The sequence below is a fragment of the Serratia sp. NFX21 genome, from assembly GCF_048517035.1.
In the GTDB taxonomy this organism is placed as follows: domain Bacteria; phylum Pseudomonadota; class Gammaproteobacteria; order Enterobacterales; family Enterobacteriaceae; genus Serratia; species Serratia quinivorans.
This window is the reverse complement of record NZ_CP183196.1, coordinates 1356611-1373976: the sequence shown is the minus strand read 5'-3', so window position 1 is coordinate 1373976 and position 17366 is coordinate 1356611. Positions and strand designations below refer to the sequence as shown.

Sequence of the window (17366 nt, the reverse complement as noted above, 5' to 3'; positions counted from 1 at the left end):
GGACGTTTTCACCTTAACGCAGCGGCCTTAACTGTCTGACTTAAGCAACTCATCAATGGCATCAACCACGTCTTGCACGGTGCGCACCGACTTGAACATTTCCGGTTTGATCTTCTTGCCGGTTGTTTTTTGCAGGTGCACCACCAGATCCACCGCATCAATGCTGTCCAGCTCCAGCTCTTCGTACAGGCGGGAGTCGGGCTTGATATCATCGGCATCAAGTTCAAACAGTTTGACCAGCAACGCCTGAATCTGCAGGTAAATTTCTTGCTTATCCATGAAAACCCCTTATTTGCTACGCTGTGCAGAAACAAACTTTGCCAGCGTTTCCACGGAATAAAAATGTTGGCGCATATCCTGGCTTTCAGCCGATAGCACCACGCCATAACGGTTCTTTAATGCCAGGCCCAATTCCAATGCATCAATGGAATCCAGACCCAGTCCATCACCAAACAGCGGTGCGTCGGCATCAATCTCCTCCGGTGTCATACCTTCAAGATTGAGCGTATCAATGATCAATTGCTTGATTTCGGTGCTCAATAAATTCATTCCGCTATATCTCATTATTTATAGGTTCTGACTGTAAGGCGTCAGTTAAATGCTGGGTTAATCTTCTTGCCGCAAGGGCGGGAGAAACGTCATTTGCATGAATGAATGCGCGGGCGTCGATCTTATCCTGAACGGTGATATGGAACTGCGGTTTTATCGCCGGGATCTTATACCATTTGCCCTGCTTCGTCAGCATGGGGGGATGGCAGTGGATATGTACTACCCGGATATCACATTGCCCCCGCAGCGCAATATTGGCCGCCCCCCGTTGCAACGTAAGCGCCTTGCCCGGCGTGGTACGGGTGCCTTCCGGGAAGATCAGGATGGTCCCTCCGCTGGCCAGACGTTGGCGACATTGTTCCAAAAGAATATCCGACTGCGCGTTAGCCAAATATCCCGCCGCTTTGATCACCCCGCTGACAAATACATTTTCCAGCAAGGCCTCTTTGACGATGCAGTCACAGCGCGGCATTTGTGATGCCAGGAGCACATAATCCAACAGGCTGGGATGGTTGGCGATCACCAGGCAACCGCGATCCTCACTAAAGCGTTCTACATTGTCGAAATGGTAATCCAGCACGCCAAAAAAACGCGTCGTTGCCAGGAAGAAACGGAAACTGTGACGGATTGAGTTCTGCGTTAACCGGCTGCGGCGTGCGGGATCTCGCACCACCAGGCGCATCAGATTAAACCAGACGCCAGACAGTAGCAGGCCACCCAAACCAAATAGCGAAAAGCAAAAGCCCGTTGCCACCACCCGCCAACAACGATTAAGCCATGAGGATCGTTCGGGAGCCGTTTGGGCAGAGATAGTTGTCGCCATCAGCGTTTCCACAACCAGTCGTGCCGCTGGCCCGGCACCGTGAATTCATCATCAGCGCCCAGCCACCCCCTTAAAAACGACAGGCCTTGCGGCTCCTGGTGGTTCACCTGTTCGGCCGTTGTTGCCTGACATTGCAGCGTGCCACCGCTTTCGAGCAGCAGGGCGACAGCATAGGGAACCGAATTTTCCGGCGCGAAAGGCCGATAAACATCCGGTACGATCCCGTCGAAATCGATTAATAACACCCGTTCCGCACTGCCCGTGGCCAATACGGCCTGGGCTTCAATCATCCCCTGCTGGAAGCTGTCTTCGCCGGCGGCCAGTGAAGTGGTCGGCAAAGTATTCTTCGCCATAATAGTCAACCACCCCGCCGCCGTGTTGTGTACCGACATGGCAAAATCCGTTGGCGATAAGGGCTGCTGCTGATGCAAGTGCTGGAGAATTTTGTGCGTCCGCTCCAACTCACCATGACGACTGGTAAAAATTGCCATATCCGCCGGGCAATCATTCAATAAGATCAACCCGCTTTCTACCGCCAGGCGCGTTCCGATACTCATCCGACGCAGCGACATCATCGGGATATGAGAACAACCGGGTAATACCCCCGGGTATTCAGCGGTAATAGCATTACCCGTAGCCCATTGGCGCCATGCATCACGCGTTCCACGATCGGGAGCCATTGCCCACCAACTGAGTATATTCATGTCGCCCGCCATTAAGGGGATTACCGGTCAGAAAAATTCCGTGGGTAAATTTATTATATCTAACCCCAGAATGCATTCCCAAAATTCCTATTTTTTCACGGAATATTCGATTAAACGATTAGGCTTACTTATCGACATAAACCAGCAACACTTGAGGGAAAAGGGAAATATCACGATGAAAAGCAGCAGTATTTGTCGAATTTTTCCTATGAGTGTATCTTAATCAGGGATCGTCATGCATCACTTCCCCTGCATGATTAATACCTTTCTTATTTACCAACACTCATGGACAAGAGTATGAAATCATTTAAGCTCATTTTAACTGCCGTATTCGCCGCTATACTGGTTACCGGTTGCGCTGGCACGGCTCCGGTTAAAAACGTCAGCCAAAACATTGCAGGTAGTCACAGTAATGCACAGGTACGCCAGGCGATCCTCTCCGCCGGCTTGAGCCGCGGCTGGATTATGAACCCTACCGCAGATGGCGTGATCGATGGCAAGATTTTGCTACGTGGTCACAGCGCAGATATACGTATCACTTACAATACAAATAGTTATCAGATTAACTATATTACTAGCGGTAATATGGATGCCAAAGACGGAAAGATTCATCCAAACTATAATCGCTGGGTGGCCAATCTGGATAAGGATATTCAGTTGGAACTTGCGCGTCAGAATATTAAATAATCACCAAACTTATTACCCGGCGGAGGTTCCTGCTGCCGGGTATATTATTCTTTATATTGGCAGTCAATTCAGATAATTATTTATCAGAACAGATTTTCACCGCATAAAACACGCTGCAATATTTAATTTTGTTGAATTTTGCATATGAAAAAGCCCTGAGTCAGAGACTCAGGGCTTATCAAATTAGTGGCGGAACGGACGGGGCTCGAACCCGCGACCCCCTGCGTGACAGGCAGGTATTCTAACCAACTGAACTACCGCTCCACCGGTTCTTTCACGTTACATCTTTCGATGTGGCAAAATCGCTCTTGGCGATCCTGCTCATTACCGGGTGTCAAACCGATAACGTTTAATTGATGCCTGGCAGTGTCCTACTCTCGCATGGGGAGACCCCACACTACCATCGGCGCTACGGCGTTTCACTTCTGAGTTCGGCATGGGATCAGGTGGGACCACCGCGCTATTGCCGCCAGGCAAATTCTGTTTCATTCCGGCCGTTACCTCAGTAACCACCAGAACCAATCTCGGAACGCGCTGAAAATCTCTCAAATCAAAACACTTTTGGTGTTGTAAGGTTAAGTCTCACGGATCATTAGTACTGGTTAGCTCAATGCATCGCTGCACTTACACACCCAGCCTATCAACGTCTTAGTCTTAAACGTTCCTTCAGGGGAATCAAGTTCCCAGGGAAGACTCATCTCGAGGCAAGTTTCGCGCTTAGATGCTTTCAGCGCTTATCTTTTCCGCACTTAGCTACCGGGCAATGCCATTGGCATGACAACCCGAACACCAGTGGTGCGTTCACTCCGGTCCTCTCGTACTAGGAGCAACCCCTCTCAATCTTCCAACGCCCACGGCAGATAGGGACCGAACTGTCTCACGACGTTCTAAACCCAGCTCGCGTACCACTTTAAATGGCGAACAGCCATACCCTTGGGACCTACTTCAGCCCCAGGATGTGATGAGCCGACATCGAGGTGCCAAACACCGCCGTCGATATGAACTCTTGGGCGGTATCAGCCTGTTATCCCCGGAGTACCTTTTATCCGTTGAGCGATGGCCCTTCCATTCAGAACCACCGGATCACTAAGACCTACTTTCGTACCTGCTCGAGCCGTCACTCTCGCAGTCAAGCTAGCTTATGCCTTTGCACTAACCTCACGATGTCCGACCGTGATTAGCTAACCTTCGTGCTCCTCCGTTACTCTTTGGGAGGAGACCGCCCCAGTCAAACTACCCACCAGACACTGTCCTCACCCCGGATTACGGGGCCGAGTTAGAACATCAAACATTAAAGGGTGGTATTTCAAGGTTGGCTCCACGCAGACTGGCGTCCACGCTTCAAAGCCTCCCACCTATCCTACACATCAAGGCTCAATGTTCAGTGTCAAGCTATAGTAAAGGTTCACGGGGTCTTTCCGTCTTGCCGCGGGTACACTGCATCTTCACAGCGAGTTCAATTTCACTGAGTCTCGGGTGGAGACAGCCTGGCCATCATTACGCCATTCGTGCAGGTCGGAACTTACCCGACAAGGAATTTCGCTACCTTAGGACCGTTATAGTTACGGCCGCCGTTTACTGGGGCTTCGATCAAGAGCTTCGCCTTGCGGCTGACCCCATCAATTAACCTTCCAGCACCGGGCAGGCGTCACACCGTATACGTCCACTTTCGTGTTTGCACAGTGCTGTGTTTTTATTAAACAGTTGCAGCCAGCTGGTATCTGCGACTGGCTTCGGCTCCGAGAGCAAGTCTCTTCACCTACGCGCCAGCGTGCCTTCTCCCGAAGTTACGGCACCATTTTGCCTAGTTCCTTCACCCGAGTTCTCTCAAGCGCCTTGGTATTCTCTACCTGACCACCTGTGTCGGTTTGGGGTACGATTCTGTGTTACCTGATGCTTAGAGGCTTTTCCTGGAAGCTTGGCATCAACTACTTCTGCACCGTAGTGCATCGTCATCACGCCTCAGGGTTGAATAAGTCACCGGATTTACCAGGTCACTCCCCCTACACGCTTAAACCGGGACAACCGTCGCCCGGCTAGCCTAGCCTTCTCCGTCCCCCCTTCGCAGTAACACCGAGTACAGGAATATTAACCTGTTTCCCATCGACTACGCCTTTCGGCCTCGCCTTAGGGGTCGACTCACCCTGCCCCGATTAACGTTGGACAGGAACCCTTGGTCTTCCGGCGAGCGGGTTTTTCACCCGCTTTATCGTTACTTATGTCAGCATTCGCACTTCTGATACCTCCAGCAATCCTCACAGACCACCTTCAACGGCTTACAGAACGCTCCCCTACCCAACAACGCCTAAGCGTCGCTGCCGCAGCTTCGGTGCATGGTTTAGCCCCGTTACATCTTCCGCGCAGGCCGACTCGACCAGTGAGCTATTACGCTTTCTTTAAATGATGGCTGCTTCTAAGCCAACATCCTGGCTGTCTATGCCTTCCCACATCGTTTCCCACTTAACCATGACTTTGGGACCTTAGCTGGCGGTCTGGGTTGTTTCCCTCTTCACGACGGACGTTAGCACCCGCCGTGTGTCTCCCGTGATAACATTCTTCGGTATTCGGAGTTTGCATCGGTTTGGTAAGCCGGGATGGCCCCCTAGCCGAAACAGTGCTCTACCCCCGAAGATGAGTTCACGAGGCGCTACCTAAATAGCTTTCGGGGAGAACCAGCTATCTCCCGGTTTGATTGGCCTTTCACCCCCAGCCACAAGTCATCCGCTAATTTTTCAACATTAGTCGGTTCGGTCCTCCAGTTAGTGTTACCCAACCTTCAACCTGCCCATGGCTAGATCACCGGGTTTCGGGTCTATACCTTGCAACTATTCGCCCAGTTAAGACTCGGTTTCCCTACGGCTCCCCTATACGGTTAACCTTGCTACAAAATATAAGTCGCTGACCCATTATACAAAAGGTACGCAGTCACCCAACAAAGTAGGCTCCCACTGCTTGTACGTACACGGTTTCAGGTTCTATTTCACTCCCCTCGCCGGGGTTCTTTTCGCCTTTCCCTCACGGTACTGGTTCACTATCGGTCAGTCAGGAGTATTTAGCCTTGGAGGATGGTCCCCCCATATTCAGACAGGATGTCACGTGTCCCGCCCTACTCATCGAACTCACAATTAATGCATTTTAGTGTACGGGACTATCACCCTTTACTGTGCGACTTTCCAGACGCTTCCACTAACACAAGAACTGATTCAGGTTCTGGGCTCCTCCCCGTTCGCTCGCCGCTACTGGGGGAATCTCGGTTGATTTCTTTTCCTCGGGGTACTTAGATGTTTCAGTTCCCCCGGTTCGCCTCATACGACTATGTATTCATCGTATGATAGTGCAACGAATTGCACTGGGTTTCCCCATTCGGGTATCGCCGGTTATAACGGTTTATATCACCTTACCGACGCTTATCGCAGATTAACACGCCCTTCATCGCCTCTGACTGCCTAGGCATCCACCGTGTACGCTTAGTCACTTAACCTCACAACCCAAAAGTGTTTCCACCTTCGTGCTGCTACATTTGAGAGACTCTATGACAGGGTACTCCTTACTCCAATACTTCTACGGAGGAGTAAGTTTCAGCTGTCATGTTTCAATTTTCAGCTTGTTCCAGATTGTTAAAGAGCAATATCTTAAACACGACTCGTTAAAGTCATCTTTAAGATGTTTTCGGTGCAGCAAGCACCGGTGATAATGTCTTTCACTCATTATCGGAATGGCGTCCCCAAGGGGATTCGAACCCCTGTTACAGCCGTGAAAGGGCAGTGTCCTAGGCCTCTAGACGATGGGGACACGAAATTCCGATTAGACTCTCGTCTTAATCGGTTCGTATCAGCATGAGTCAGAGACTCATTACATCAACAGGTAGCGCTTTTGCTCATTACTTTTCTATCAGACAATCTGTGTGAGCACTTCACGCAATCAATATCATTAGGTAAGGAGGTGATCCAACCGCAGGTTCCCCTACGGTTACCTTGTTACGACTTCACCCCAGTCATGAATCACAAAGTGGTAAGCGCCCTCCCGAAGGTTAAGCTACCTACTTCTTTTGCAACCCACTCCCATGGTGTGACGGGCGGTGTGTACAAGGCCCGGGAACGTATTCACCGTAGCATTCTGATCTACGATTACTAGCGATTCCGACTTCACGGAGTCGAGTTGCAGACTCCGATCCGGACTACGACGTACTTTATGAGGTCCGCTGGCTCTCGCGAGTTCGCTTCTCTTTGTATACGCCATTGTAGCACGTGTGTAGCCCTACTCGTAAGGGCCATGATGACTTGACGTCATCCCCACCTTCCTCCGGTTTATCACCGGCAGTCTCCTTTGAGTTCCCACCATTACGTGCTGGCAACAAAGGATAAGGGTTGCGCTCGTTGCGGGACTTAACCCAACATTTCACAACACGAGCTGACGACAGCCATGCAGCACCTGTCTCAGAGTTCCCGAAGGCACTAAGCTATCTCTAGCGAATTCTCTGGATGTCAAGAGTAGGTAAGGTTCTTCGCGTTGCATCGAATTAAACCACATGCTCCACCGCTTGTGCGGGCCCCCGTCAATTCATTTGAGTTTTAACCTTGCGGCCGTACTCCCCAGGCGGTCGACTTAACGCGTTAGCTCCGGAAGCCACGCCTCAAGGGCACAACCTCCAAGTCGACATCGTTTACAGCGTGGACTACCAGGGTATCTAATCCTGTTTGCTCCCCACGCTTTCGCACCTGAGCGTCAGTCTTTGTCCAGGGGGCCGCCTTCGCCACCGGTATTCCTCCAGATCTCTACGCATTTCACCGCTACACCTGGAATTCTACCCCCCTCTACAAGACTCTAGCTTGCCAGTTTCAAATGCAGTTCCCACGTTAAGCGCGGGGATTTCACATCTGACTTAACAAACCGCCTGCGTGCGCTTTACGCCCAGTAATTCCGATTAACGCTTGCACCCTCCGTATTACCGCGGCTGCTGGCACGGAGTTAGCCGGTGCTTCTTCTGCGAGTAACGTCAATGCAATGTGCTATTAACACACTGCCCTTCCTCCTCGCTGAAAGTGCTTTACAACCCGAAGGCCTTCTTCACACACGCGGCATGGCTGCATCAGGCTTGCGCCCATTGTGCAATATTCCCCACTGCTGCCTCCCGTAGGAGTCTGGACCGTGTCTCAGTTCCAGTGTGGCTGGTCATCCTCTCAGACCAGCTAGGGATCGTCGCCTAGGTGAGCCATTACCCCACCTACTAGCTAATCCCATCTGGGCACATCTGATGGCGTGAGGCCCGAAGGTCCCCCACTTTGGTCCGAAGACGTTATGCGGTATTAGCTACCGTTTCCAGTAGTTATCCCCCTCCATCAGGCAGTTTCCCAGACATTACTCACCCGTCCGCCGCTCGTCACCCAGAGAGCAAGCTCTCCTGTGCTACCGCTCGACTTGCATGTGTTAGGCCTGCCGCCAGCGTTCAATCTGAGCCATGATCAAACTCTTCAATTAAAAGCTTGATTTGCTTCAACTCGTGAAGCGATGCTCGAAAATAACTTTCGTAATAGTCATTCAGCTGGACAAGCCAACAAAACAACTTATTGCTTGGTCACTCTTCAAGACTTGATATTTTTTCGAACCCGAAGGTTCTGGATATCGTCTTGTGGAGTGCCCACACAGATTGTCTGATAAATTGTTAAAGAGCGTTCGTTACGGAGATAACTCTCGGTAACGCGGGAGGTGCATATTACGCTTTCCCGCTGAAGAGTCAAGCTTTTTTCTTATTAAGAAACGGTGTTTTCACCGGCTTGCTTCTTCCTGGCTGGGCGACTTGGTTCTCGTTAGAGGAGTCGTTGTTCCCGGTCAGTGGAGGCGCATTATAGGGAGTTCTCAGAAGGCCGCAACCCCTAAATGCAAAAAACTTTTCAAGCGTTCAAATAACAACCAATAAAGGCCTTTTAGGATATTTATTAGCCGGAAAAGTGGTGTTTTAAGGCCGTTAGCCCGGAAAACTCTCTAAGAGCAATGAAAACAGATAAAGAAAAGGGAGCGGTCGCCCGCTCCCTTTTATCGCAATGACTATAGATAGCCGTTACTGTTTAGCGACGATGTGCTCGTCTTCCACATCCAGCGTCACCAGTTTGCCCGGGATCAACTTGCCGGAAAGGATTTGCTGCGCCAATGGGTTTTCGATCTCCTGCTGGATAGCGCGTTTCAATGGGCGCGCACCATACACAGGGTCGAAACCAGTTTTGCCCAGCAGTTCCAACGCCGGTTCGGTCATAGTGACTTCGTAACCACGCTCTTCCAGACGTTTGTACAGACGCGCCAACTGAATCTTGGCGATCTCGGCAATGTGTTTCTGGCCGAGTGGGTGGAACACTACCACCTCATCTATACGGTTGATGAATTCCGGACGGAAATGATGCGTGACCATTTCCATCACCGATTCCTTCATCTGCGCGTAGTTCATCTGACCGAAGTGTTCCTGGATCAGATCGGACCCCAGGTTAGAAGTCATGATCACCACGGTATTACGGAAATCAACGGTACGTCCCTGACCATCGGTCAGCCGCCCATCGTCCAAGACCTGCAGCAGAATGTTGAATACATCCGGGTGCGCCTTCTCAACTTCATCCAGCAGGATCACTGAATAAGGTCGACGACGTACCGCCTCGGTCAGATAACCGCCCTCTTCATACCCGACATAGCCCGGAGGCGCACCCACCAGCCGCGATACCGAATGTTTTTCCATAAACTCGGACATATCGATACGCACCATGGCATCGTCACTGTCGAACAGGAACGAGGCCAGCGCCTTACAGAGTTCGGTTTTACCCACCCCGGTCGGACCGAGGAACAGGAACGAACCGATTGGACGGTTTGGATCTGAAAGCCCAGCTCGGCTACGGCGAATGGCGTTAGATACCGCGCTCACGGCTTCATCCTGGCCAATCACCCGAGAATGCAGCTCCTGCTCCAGACGCAACAGCTTGTCACGCTCGCCTTCCAGCATTCTGGCAACAGGAATACCGGTAGCCCGCGCCAATACTTCGGCAATTTCTGCGTCGGTCACCCGGTTACGCAACAGCTTCATGGTTTTGCCTTCAGCCAACGTGGCAGCAGCAAGCTGTTTTTCCAACTCTGGGATCTTGCCGTACTGCAGTTCCGACATCCGCCCCAGATCGCCGACGCGGCGCGCCTGCTCCAGAGTTATCTTGGCCTGCTCAAGTTCCGCTTTAATATTCTGCGTACCGGAGAGTGAGGCTTTTTCCGCTTTCCACTCTTCTTCAAGCTCTGAATATTCACGCTCTTTCTGCTCCAGCTCACCGCTAAGCATTTCCAGACGTTTCTTGCTGGCGTCGTCCGACTCTTTACTCAGCGCCTGTTGCTCCAGCTTAAGCTGAATAATGCGGCGCTCCAGACGATCGAGCGATTCCGGCTTGGAGTCCATCTGCATACGGATGCTGGACGCCGCCTCATCGATCAGGTCAATAGCCTTATCCGGCAATTGACGATCGGAGATATAGCGGTGTGACAAGGTCGCCGCCGCAACAATCGCCGGGTCAGTGATCTGCACATGGTGATGCAGTTCATAACGTTCTTTCAGGCCTCGCAGGATAGCGATGGTGTCTTCAACGCTGGGTTCCGCCACATAGACTTTCTGGAAACGACGTTCGAGCGCCGCGTCCTTCTCTATATACTGGCGATATTCGTCCAGCGTGGTGGCACCGACGCAGTGCAGTTCCCCACGTGCCAGCGCCGGTTTCAACATATTGCCGGCATCCATTGCGCCATCGGCTTTACCCGCGCCGACCATAGTGTGCAGTTCATCAATAAACAGAATGACGCTGCCTTCCTGTTTGGACAGATCGCTCAGCACCGCTTTCAGACGCTCTTCAAACTCACCGCGGTACTTGGCCCCGGCAATCAGCGCCCCCATATCGAGGGACAGCACTCGTTTATGCTTTAGGCCTTCCGGGACTTCACCATTAATGATGCGTTGCGCCAAACCTTCGACGATGGCGGTTTTACCCACGCCAGGCTCGCCGATCAACACCGGGTTGTTTTTGGTACGACGTTGCAGCACCTGAATGGTGCGACGGATCTCTTCGTCACGGCCGATAACCGGGTCAAGCTTGCCCTGCTCGGCACGTTCGGTCAGATCAATAGTGTATTTCTTCAATGCCTGACGTTGGTCTTCAGCACCCTGATCTTCCACGCTGTCTCCACCTCGCATTTGCTCAATAGCCTTGCTGATTTTATCGGTTGTCGCACCGGCCGCTTTCAACAGATCGGTCAATGTTCCACGATCCTCAAGCACCGCCAGTACAAAGAGTTCGGAAGAAATGAATTTGTCCGCCCGCTTTTGCGCCAGCTTGTCGCACAGGTTAAGGACACGCACCAGTTCATGGGACGGTTGAACGTCACCACCGGTACCTTCGACTTGAGGCTGACGAGACAGTGCCTGTTCGATTTCAGTGCGCACGCGCCCTGCATCGATACCGGCAGAAGTTAAGAGTGGACGAACCGTGCCCCCGTCCTGATTGAGCAGAGCGCTCATCAGATGTAACGGTTCAATAAACTGGTTGTCGCGCCCAAGGGCTAAAGATTGGGCATCGGCGAGGGCAAGCTGGAATTTGTTAGTAAGACGATCCAGACGCATAACACCTCCAAGATGGGTCGAAATTGCTACTGGAGATTAAATGAGGTCATCCCTCAAAAATTCAAGGTTATTTCGACTGTATATTTTCGGTACTACATCATGCGTCTTTGGACCGTCCTAATTCAATAGGTTATATCAGCCAGATTAAACTTGCCAGACGTCCGGTTATTCCATCGCGACGATAGGAGAAAAAATGACTGATTTCGCTCACCGTGCAGCGATCGCCACCGTAGATGGCGTGAATGCCTTCGCGTTGCAGGCGCTGACGAGCCAATAAATAGATATCGGCCAGGAATTTATCCCCCTGGGGGGTGAATGCTGCCGCCGCTGCGTCATCCACAGCAATAAATGCCGCACGGACCTCTGGCCCTACCTCAAACTGTTGCGGACCAATTGCCGGGCCGAGCCAGGCGCTGATGCGACCCGGTTCAGCAGCAAAAGCAGCCAGAGTTTGTTCCAGCACGCCATTGCACAGCCCACGCCAACCGGCATGGGCTGCAGCAACTTCATCACCGGCCTGCGAGCAAAACAGCACCGGCAAGCAATCCGCCGTCATCACGGCACACACTTGCCCCGGGACATTACTGTAAACGGCATCCGCTTGCAGGTCGGCTGGCGTTTGCCCATCCAGCCGCACTACACGGGTACCATGGATTTGATCCAGCCAGACTGGCATCTGCGGCAGGCCAGCACCCTCCACCAGCCGTTGGCGGTTATCCGCCACCGCCCGCGCATCATCACCCACGTGGGTTCCGAGGTTGAGCGAGTCATACGGCGGTAAACTGATGCCGCCGTGACGGGTCGTGCTGCAGGCTTTTATCCCAGCAGGCAACGGCCAATCGGGCAGGATAAGCGAATCCATTACCAGTTCATCTGATCTTTAAATTCTTCGGTATCGGCTTTCAGCGCGTTAATCAAATCGACCATATCCTGAGGCAGCGGCGCGTGCCACTCCATCTGGATACCGCTGATTGGATGATATAAACGCAGCATGGTAGCGTGCAGTGCCTGGCGATCGAAACCGCGCAGCGTGGCAATAAATGCATCCGACGCACCTTTTGGCGGACGCGGACGGCCACCGTACAGCTGATCCCCCACCAACGGATGGTTGATATGCGACATATGCACACGGATCTGGTGAGTACGGCCGGTTTCCAGACGCAGACGCAGGCGCGTGTGCGCACGGAAGTGCTCCATAATACGGTAATGCGTCACCGCGGGTTTCCCCATCGGGTGCACTGCCATATGGGTGCGCTTGGTCGAATGGCGCGAAATTGGCTCTTCGACAGTACCGCCGGCGGTCATGGTGCCAATGGCGACCGCTTCATATTCACGGGTAATATCACGCGCCTGCAGCGCTTCTACCAGTCGGGTTTGCGCCGGGACGGTTTTGGCCACGACCATCAAACCGGTAGTGTCCTTGTCCAGACGGTGCACGATGCCGGCACGCGGCACATCGGCAATTTCAGGATAGTAGTGCAGCAACGCATTGAGCACCGTGCCATCCGGGTTGCCGGCGCCAGGGTGCACGACCAGGTCGCGTGGCTTGTTGATGACCAGAATGTCACTGTCTTCGTAGACGATATTCAGCGCGATGTCCTGCGGTTCCCAACGGGCGTCTTCTTCTATCTGTGCATCAATGGCGACCGTCTCTCCCCCCAGTACCTTCTCTTTCGGTTTGTTTATCGTTTTGCCATTAACCTGTACCCGATTGTCCAGGATCCAATCTTTTATGCGAGATCGTGAATAATCAGGGAACAATTCGGCCAAAGCCTGATCTAAACGTTGTCCGAGTTGAGATTCGGCCACCGTTGCGGTGAGTTGTACTTGTTGTGCCATATGCAGCTTCTTCGTTAACGTTGGGTTTTCACGGCGATGCCGTTTAATATAATGTGCTATTGTAACTGGTCTTTGTCGGGAGCTTAACGGACAGTCTCCCGGAATAACACCCTGAGGATAATCAAAACGTCATGACGCGTATGAAATATCTGGTGGCGGCAGCCACGTTGAGCCTGGCGCTGGCAGGTTGCTCCACATCCAAGGATGCGGTTCCCGACAACCCACCTTCGGAAATCTATGCTACTGCCCAGCAAAAACTGCAGGACGGTAACTTTAAGGGCGCGATTACGCAACTCGAAGCGTTAGATAACCGCTATCCTTTCGGGCCGTACTCTCAGCAGGTTCAGTTGGACCTGATTTATGCCTACTACAAATCTGCCGATTTACCACTGGCTCAGGCGTCTATCGATCGTTTCATGCGTCTGAACCCTACGCACCCGAACATCGACTACGTGATGTACATGCGTGGTCTGACCGATATGGCGTTGGATGACAGTGCATTGCAAGGCTTCTTCGGGGTCGATCGTTCAGACCGCGATCCACAGCATGCTCGCGCTGCGTTTCGCGATTTCAGCCAGCTGATTCAGCAGTACCCGAACAGCCAGTATGTGACCGATGCCAACAAGCGTCTGGTGTATCTGAAAGACCGCCTGGCCAAGTATGAGCTTTCGGTGGTGGAATACTACACTAAACGCGGTGCCTACGTCGCGGTCGTTAATCGCGCCGAACAGATGCTACGTGAATATCCGGATACCAAAGCAACGCGCGACGCGCTGCCGCTGATGGAAAATGCGTATAAGCAGTTGCAACTGAACGGTCAGGCCGACAAAGTGGCCAAAGTGATTGCCGCCAACCCGGCATAACCGAATTGGCAACGGCAGAAAAACAAAACGGCAGCCTTGGCTGCCGTTTTCATTTGCTGCGAACTTAGCCAGAGCTGGATAAATACCCAAGCAAAAACACGATGTTAGCAAGTCTGCCCCACCGCTTATCCTTTCAATAATGCGCGTTCCGCTCACAAGACTCAAGCGTTAGATAGCCAATTCAAATGCTGAATCACAGATTGAACTAACTTTGCAAAAAGTGACAAAAATACGTGATTTTCATCACGCATTTAAGCAAAAAGCGGGGTATGCTGGATCCATCCAAGACGGAAAGACAGAGAGGTAAGTTATATGACATTGAACATTACCAGCAAACAAATGGATATCACTCCCGCAATCCGCAGTCACGTCGAAGACCGTCTCACCAAACTGGAAAAATGGCAGGCCCAACTGATTAACCCACATATCGTCTTATCCAAAGAACCGAAAGGGTTTGTTGCCGACGCCACCATTACTACCCCTAACGGCCCGCTGGTCGCCAGCGCTAAACATGAAGACATGTACACCGCCGTTAACGATTTGATCGCCAAGCTGGAACGCCAGTTGAATAAGGTGCAGCACAAAGGCGAAGCACGCCGTGCCGCGACCAGCGTGAAGGACATCATTCCGGAAGTCGAACCGGAACAGGAATAACCGTTTAGCGGCTGTTTCACATCAAACGCGCCTGAGGGCGCGTTTTTTGTCTGGTTTTTTTATTGACGAGATAAAGGCCTGCGGTTACTTTAAAACCTGTCTCACGCATACTCTGGATAACCCATGCTCCGTAAACCGTTTTTCTTCGCATTCTTTTTTACCTTCCCCTGATTGGGAGGCGTTTCGTCGTGTGATAAAGAATGCGAAGACGAACAGCAAAGCCTCCTGAAATCAGGGGGCTTTTTTTATGGCTATTTACGACGTATAAAAAATATAAGGCAGAAGCTGATTATGACTGACAACCCGTTACTCGTGCTGCGCGAACGCATCAGCGCACTGGATCTGAAACTGCTGTCCTTGCTGGCAGAACGCCGTGAGCTGGCGGTAGAGGTAGGGAAAACCAAGCTTCACTCCCATCGTCCAATCCGGGATAAAGAGCGTGAGCGCGACCTGCTGGACGCCCTGATCGCCGCCGCCAAACCCTACGATCTGGACGGGTTCTACGTCACCCGCCTGTTCCAGCTAATTATCGAAGACTCGGTATTAACCCAGCAGTCGTTACTGCAAAACCAACTCAATCAAGTCAGTCAGCATTCAGCCCGCATCGCTTTCCTCGGCCCGAAAGGCTCTTATTCACACCTGGCCGCACGCCAATACGCTGCTCGTCATTTCGACCAGTTAATCGAGTGCGGTTGCCAGAAATTCCAGGACATATTTACCCAGGTCGAAACCGGCCAGGCGGATTACGCCATTCTGCCGATTGAAAATACCAGCTCAGGTTCGATTAACGATGTCTACGATCTGCTGCAGCACACCAGCCTGTCGATCGTCGGCGAACTGACCAACCCTATCGATCACTGCGTCCTGGTAGCCAGCGATACCGATCTTGCCCAGATTGAAACCGTGTATAGCCACCCGCAGCCGTTCCAGCAATGCAGCCAGTTCATTAATCGTTATCCGCACTGGAAAATCGAATATTGTGAAAGCACTGCCGCAGCGATGGAAAAAGTCGCCAAATTGAACTCGCCAAAAGCCGCAGCGCTGGGCAGCGAAGCCGGCGGGGCACTGTATGGCCTGCAGGTGCTGGAGCACAATCTGGCCAATCAACAGCAGAACATCACCCGCTTCATCGTGCTGGCGCGTAAGGCTATCGACGTCTCCGAGCAAGTGCCGGCTAAAACCACGCTGATCATGGCCACCGGGCAACAGTCTGGTGCACTGGTTGAAGCACTGCTGGTGCTGCGCGAAAACGGTATCATCATGACCAAACTGGAATCTCGCCCGATTAACGGCAATCCGTGGGAGGAAATGTTTTATATCGATGTGCAGGCTAACCTGCGTTCTGAATCAATGCAGAAAGCATTGAGGGATCTGACGCCGATAACTCGCTCGCTGAAGGTGTTGGGCTGCTACCCCAGCGACAACGTGGTGCCGGTCAATCCATCCTGAATGAGATAAAAAAGGGTTCGGTATTGCCGAACCCAGATATTTTACTGTCGACTGTCATTCGCCTGGCGCAACAACGAACGGCTTTCCACCAGGAAACGCTGCGCGTAGTCGCCAAACCAATGCTCGACCTTTTGGAAACTCTGGATAAACGCCTGTTTATCGCCCTGTTCCAGCAGTTTTATCGCCTCGCCAAACCGTTGGTAGTAGCGTTTGATTAGCGCAATGTTCTCTTCCGACGACATGATGATATCTGCGTACAACTGCGGATCCTGCGCAAACAGCCGCCCGACCATTGCCAGCTCCAACCGGTAGATTGGTGAAGAGAGTGCCAGCAACTGTTCCAACTGAACGTTTTCTTCCGCCAAATGCAGACCATAGGCAAAAGTGGCAAAATGGCGCAGCGCCTGAATGAAGGCCATATTCTGATCGTGCTCAACCGCGCTGATACGGTGCAAACGCGCGCCCCATACCTGCAGTTGCTCCAGCAACCATTGATAGGCTTGCGGCTCGCGGCCATCGCAATAGACCACCACCTGCTTGGCCACGCTGCCTACGTCCGGACCAAACATCGGATGCAGACCCACCACCGGGCCAGAGTGCGCTGCCAACATGGCATTTAGCGGGCGATTTTTTACCGACGCCAGATCGACCAGGATACAGTCTGCCGGCAGCGGAGGTAATCTTTCAATCACCTGCTCGGTCACGTGAATCGGCACGCTGACAATCACCATTCCGGCATCTGCCAGCAAAGTGTCGGCCTGCGGCCAGTCTTGCTGATCCAATACCTTGACCTGGTAGCCGGACAGCGTCAGCAGGCGATTAAACAACCGTCCCATTTGGCCGTTACCGCCGATGATGACAATAGGACGCAGCTGTGGGTTCAGGGTTTTAAAGCCTTTGTCGTTCTCGCTGACATAAGACTCACGCATTACCCGGCGCAGTACATCTTCAATCAGATCGGGCGGTACACCCAGATTCTCTGCTTCCTGGCGCCGTGAGGCCAACATCGCCGCCTCACGCTCGGGAACATATACCGGTAAACCGTGGTGGCTCTTAACCTCACCCACTTCTGCCACCAGCTGCAGGCGTTTCGCCAGCAGCTCCAGCAGCGCCTTATCCACTTCGTCAATTTGATCGCGCAACGCGGTCAGTTCAGCCACCATAAC

13 protein-coding genes, 2 tRNA genes, 3 rRNA genes and 1 other annotated feature are annotated in these 17366 nt (G+C 52.3%); of the genes, 5 read left to right on the top strand and 13 right to left on the bottom strand.

The features are described from left to right. Nucleotides 1-27 precede the first annotated feature (27 nt). Genes ACNT1W_RS06420 through ACNT1W_RS06405 form a run of 4 tightly spaced genes read right to left on the bottom strand, consistent with a single transcriptional unit; the run spans nucleotide 28 to nucleotide 2088 of the window. Nucleotides 28-279 carry an acyl carrier protein gene (locus ACNT1W_RS06420; RefSeq protein ID WP_115183241.1) on the bottom strand — a complete coding sequence of 84 codons (252 nt, stop codon included), beginning with the start codon at nucleotides 277-279 and terminating at the stop codon, nucleotides 28-30. A gap of 9 nt (nucleotides 280-288) precedes the next feature. Further along, complete coding sequence (locus ACNT1W_RS06415) at nucleotides 289-549, bottom strand: phosphopantetheine-binding protein (protein ID WP_115183242.1); 261 nt, start codon at nucleotides 547-549, stop codon at nucleotides 289-291. Between the two features lie 4 nt (nucleotides 550-553). Further along, nucleotides 554-1372: a lysophospholipid acyltransferase family protein gene (locus ACNT1W_RS06410; RefSeq protein WP_012005334.1), complete on the bottom strand. Its 819-nt coding sequence runs from the start codon at nucleotides 1370-1372 to the stop codon at nucleotides 554-556. Then, nucleotides 1372-2088 (bottom strand): beta-ketoacyl synthase chain length factor, encoded by a 717-nt coding sequence (locus ACNT1W_RS06405; protein WP_419246532.1) that lies wholly within the window; start codon nucleotides 2086-2088, stop codon nucleotides 1372-1374. Before ACNT1W_RS06405 ends, ACNT1W_RS06410 begins: the two co-directional genes overlap by 1 nt. Nucleotides 2089-2373: 285 nt before the next feature. On the opposite strand from ACNT1W_RS06405, the gene ACNT1W_RS06400 reads away from it, so the two are divergent. Then, nucleotides 2374-2763 (top strand): hypothetical protein, encoded by a 390-nt coding sequence (locus ACNT1W_RS06400; RefSeq protein WP_419246531.1) that lies wholly within the window; start codon nucleotides 2374-2376, stop codon nucleotides 2761-2763. 187 nt (nucleotides 2764-2950) lie between these two features. On the opposite strand, the gene ACNT1W_RS06395 is transcribed toward ACNT1W_RS06400, so the two are convergent. From ACNT1W_RS06395 to rluD, 8 genes are all read right to left on the bottom strand, one after another. Next, nucleotides 2951-3027 (bottom strand) — tRNA-Asp (locus ACNT1W_RS06395). A 94-nt stretch (nucleotides 3028-3121) separates the two neighbouring features. Further along, nucleotides 3122-3237 (bottom strand): 5S ribosomal RNA (gene rrf, locus ACNT1W_RS06390). A gap of 97 nt (nucleotides 3238-3334) precedes the next feature. Then, nucleotides 3335-6244, bottom strand: a 23S ribosomal RNA gene (locus tag ACNT1W_RS06385). 235 nt (nucleotides 6245-6479) lie between these two features. Further along, nucleotides 6480-6555 (bottom strand) — tRNA-Glu (locus ACNT1W_RS06380). A 143-nt stretch (nucleotides 6556-6698) separates the two neighbouring features. Then, nucleotides 6699-8241 (bottom strand): 16S ribosomal RNA (locus tag ACNT1W_RS06375). The 16S, 23S and 5S rRNA genes sit together here with 2 tRNA genes alongside, the layout of an rRNA operon. A 580-nt stretch (nucleotides 8242-8821) precedes the next feature. Then, nucleotides 8822-11395, bottom strand: coding sequence for an ATP-dependent chaperone ClpB (gene clpB / locus ACNT1W_RS06370; protein ID WP_153857975.1), 2574 nt, complete (start codon nucleotides 11393-11395; stop codon nucleotides 8822-8824). A 130-nt stretch (nucleotides 11396-11525) separates the two neighbouring features. Continuing rightward, nucleotides 11526-12257: a purine nucleoside phosphorylase YfiH gene (yfiH, locus tag ACNT1W_RS06365; RefSeq protein ID WP_419246530.1), complete on the bottom strand. Its 732-nt coding sequence runs from the start codon at nucleotides 12255-12257 to the stop codon at nucleotides 11526-11528. Beyond that, entirely contained in the window at nucleotides 12257-13234 is a 978-nt protein-coding gene (gene rluD, locus ACNT1W_RS06360; protein ID WP_012005329.1) for a 23S rRNA pseudouridine(1911/1915/1917) synthase RluD, read from the bottom strand. Before rluD ends, yfiH begins: the two co-directional genes overlap by 1 nt. Nucleotides 13235-13365: 131 nt before the next feature. On the opposite strand from rluD, the gene bamD reads away from it, so the two are divergent. From bamD to pheA, 4 genes are all read left to right on the top strand, one after another. Beyond that, the gene (bamD, locus tag ACNT1W_RS06355) at nucleotides 13366-14097 is read left to right on the top strand and encodes an outer membrane protein assembly factor BamD (RefSeq protein ID WP_012005328.1); all 732 of its coding nucleotides are present in this window, start codon (nucleotides 13366-13368) and stop codon (nucleotides 14095-14097) included. Between the two features lie 312 nt (nucleotides 14098-14409). Beyond that, nucleotides 14410-14751 carry a ribosome-associated translation inhibitor RaiA gene (gene raiA / locus ACNT1W_RS06350; RefSeq protein ID WP_012005327.1) on the top strand — a complete coding sequence of 114 codons (342 nt, stop codon included), beginning with the start codon at nucleotides 14410-14412 and terminating at the stop codon, nucleotides 14749-14751. 122 nt (nucleotides 14752-14873) lie between these two features. Then, nucleotides 14874-15000: a sequence feature (Phe leader region), on the top strand. Beyond that, nucleotides 14875-14922, top strand: coding sequence for a pheA operon leader peptide PheL (gene pheL / locus ACNT1W_RS06345; protein ID WP_198010413.1), 48 nt, complete (start codon nucleotides 14875-14877; stop codon nucleotides 14920-14922). (Overlaps the previous feature by 48 nt.) Nucleotides 15001-15042: 42 nt before the next feature. After that, entirely contained in the window at nucleotides 15043-16200 is a 1158-nt protein-coding gene (pheA, locus tag ACNT1W_RS06340; RefSeq protein ID WP_012005326.1) for a bifunctional chorismate mutase/prephenate dehydratase, read from the top strand. 41 nt (nucleotides 16201-16241) lie between these two features. Here pheA and tyrA read toward each other — a convergent pair whose 3' ends face one another. Beyond that, nucleotides 16242-17363: a bifunctional chorismate mutase/prephenate dehydrogenase gene (gene tyrA, locus ACNT1W_RS06335; RefSeq protein WP_115183247.1), complete on the bottom strand. Its 1122-nt coding sequence runs from the start codon at nucleotides 17361-17363 to the stop codon at nucleotides 16242-16244. Nucleotides 17364-17366: the final 3 nt, after the last annotated feature.

What these genes read in the sequence shown, in the direction of transcription:
- ACNT1W_RS06420 (WP_115183241.1), bottom strand. Translation starts at nt 279, where the DNA reads ATGGATAAGCAAGAAATTTACCTGCAGATTCAGGCGTTGCTGGTCAAA.
- ACNT1W_RS06415 (WP_115183242.1), bottom strand. Translation starts at nt 549, where the DNA reads ATGAATTTATTGAGCACCGAAATCAAGCAATTGATCATTGATACGCTC.
- ACNT1W_RS06410 (WP_012005334.1), bottom strand. Translation starts at nt 1,372, where the DNA reads ATGGCGACAACTATCTCTGCCCAAACGGCTCCCGAACGATCCTCATGG.
- ACNT1W_RS06405 (WP_419246532.1), bottom strand. Translation starts at nt 2,088, where the DNA reads ATGGCGGGCGACATGAATATACTCAGTTGGTGGGCAATGGCTCCCGAT.
- ACNT1W_RS06400 (WP_419246531.1), top strand. Translation starts at nt 2,374, where the DNA reads ATGAAATCATTTAAGCTCATTTTAACTGCCGTATTCGCCGCTATACTG.
- clpB (WP_153857975.1), bottom strand. Translation starts at nt 11,395, where the DNA reads ATGCGTCTGGATCGTCTTACTAACAAATTCCAGCTTGCCCTCGCCGAT.
- yfiH (WP_419246530.1), bottom strand. Translation starts at nt 12,257, where the DNA reads ATGGATTCGCTTATCCTGCCCGATTGGCCGTTGCCTGCTGGGATAAAA.
- rluD (WP_012005329.1), bottom strand. Translation starts at nt 13,234, where the DNA reads ATGGCACAACAAGTACAACTCACCGCAACGGTGGCCGAATCTCAACTC.
- bamD (WP_012005328.1), top strand. Translation starts at nt 13,366, where the DNA reads ATGACGCGTATGAAATATCTGGTGGCGGCAGCCACGTTGAGCCTGGCG.
- raiA (WP_012005327.1), top strand. Translation starts at nt 14,410, where the DNA reads ATGACATTGAACATTACCAGCAAACAAATGGATATCACTCCCGCAATC.
- pheA (WP_012005326.1), top strand. Translation starts at nt 15,043, where the DNA reads ATGACTGACAACCCGTTACTCGTGCTGCGCGAACGCATCAGCGCACTG.
- tyrA (WP_115183247.1), bottom strand. Translation starts at nt 17,363, where the DNA reads ATGGTGGCTGAACTGACCGCGTTGCGCGATCAAATTGACGAAGTGGAT.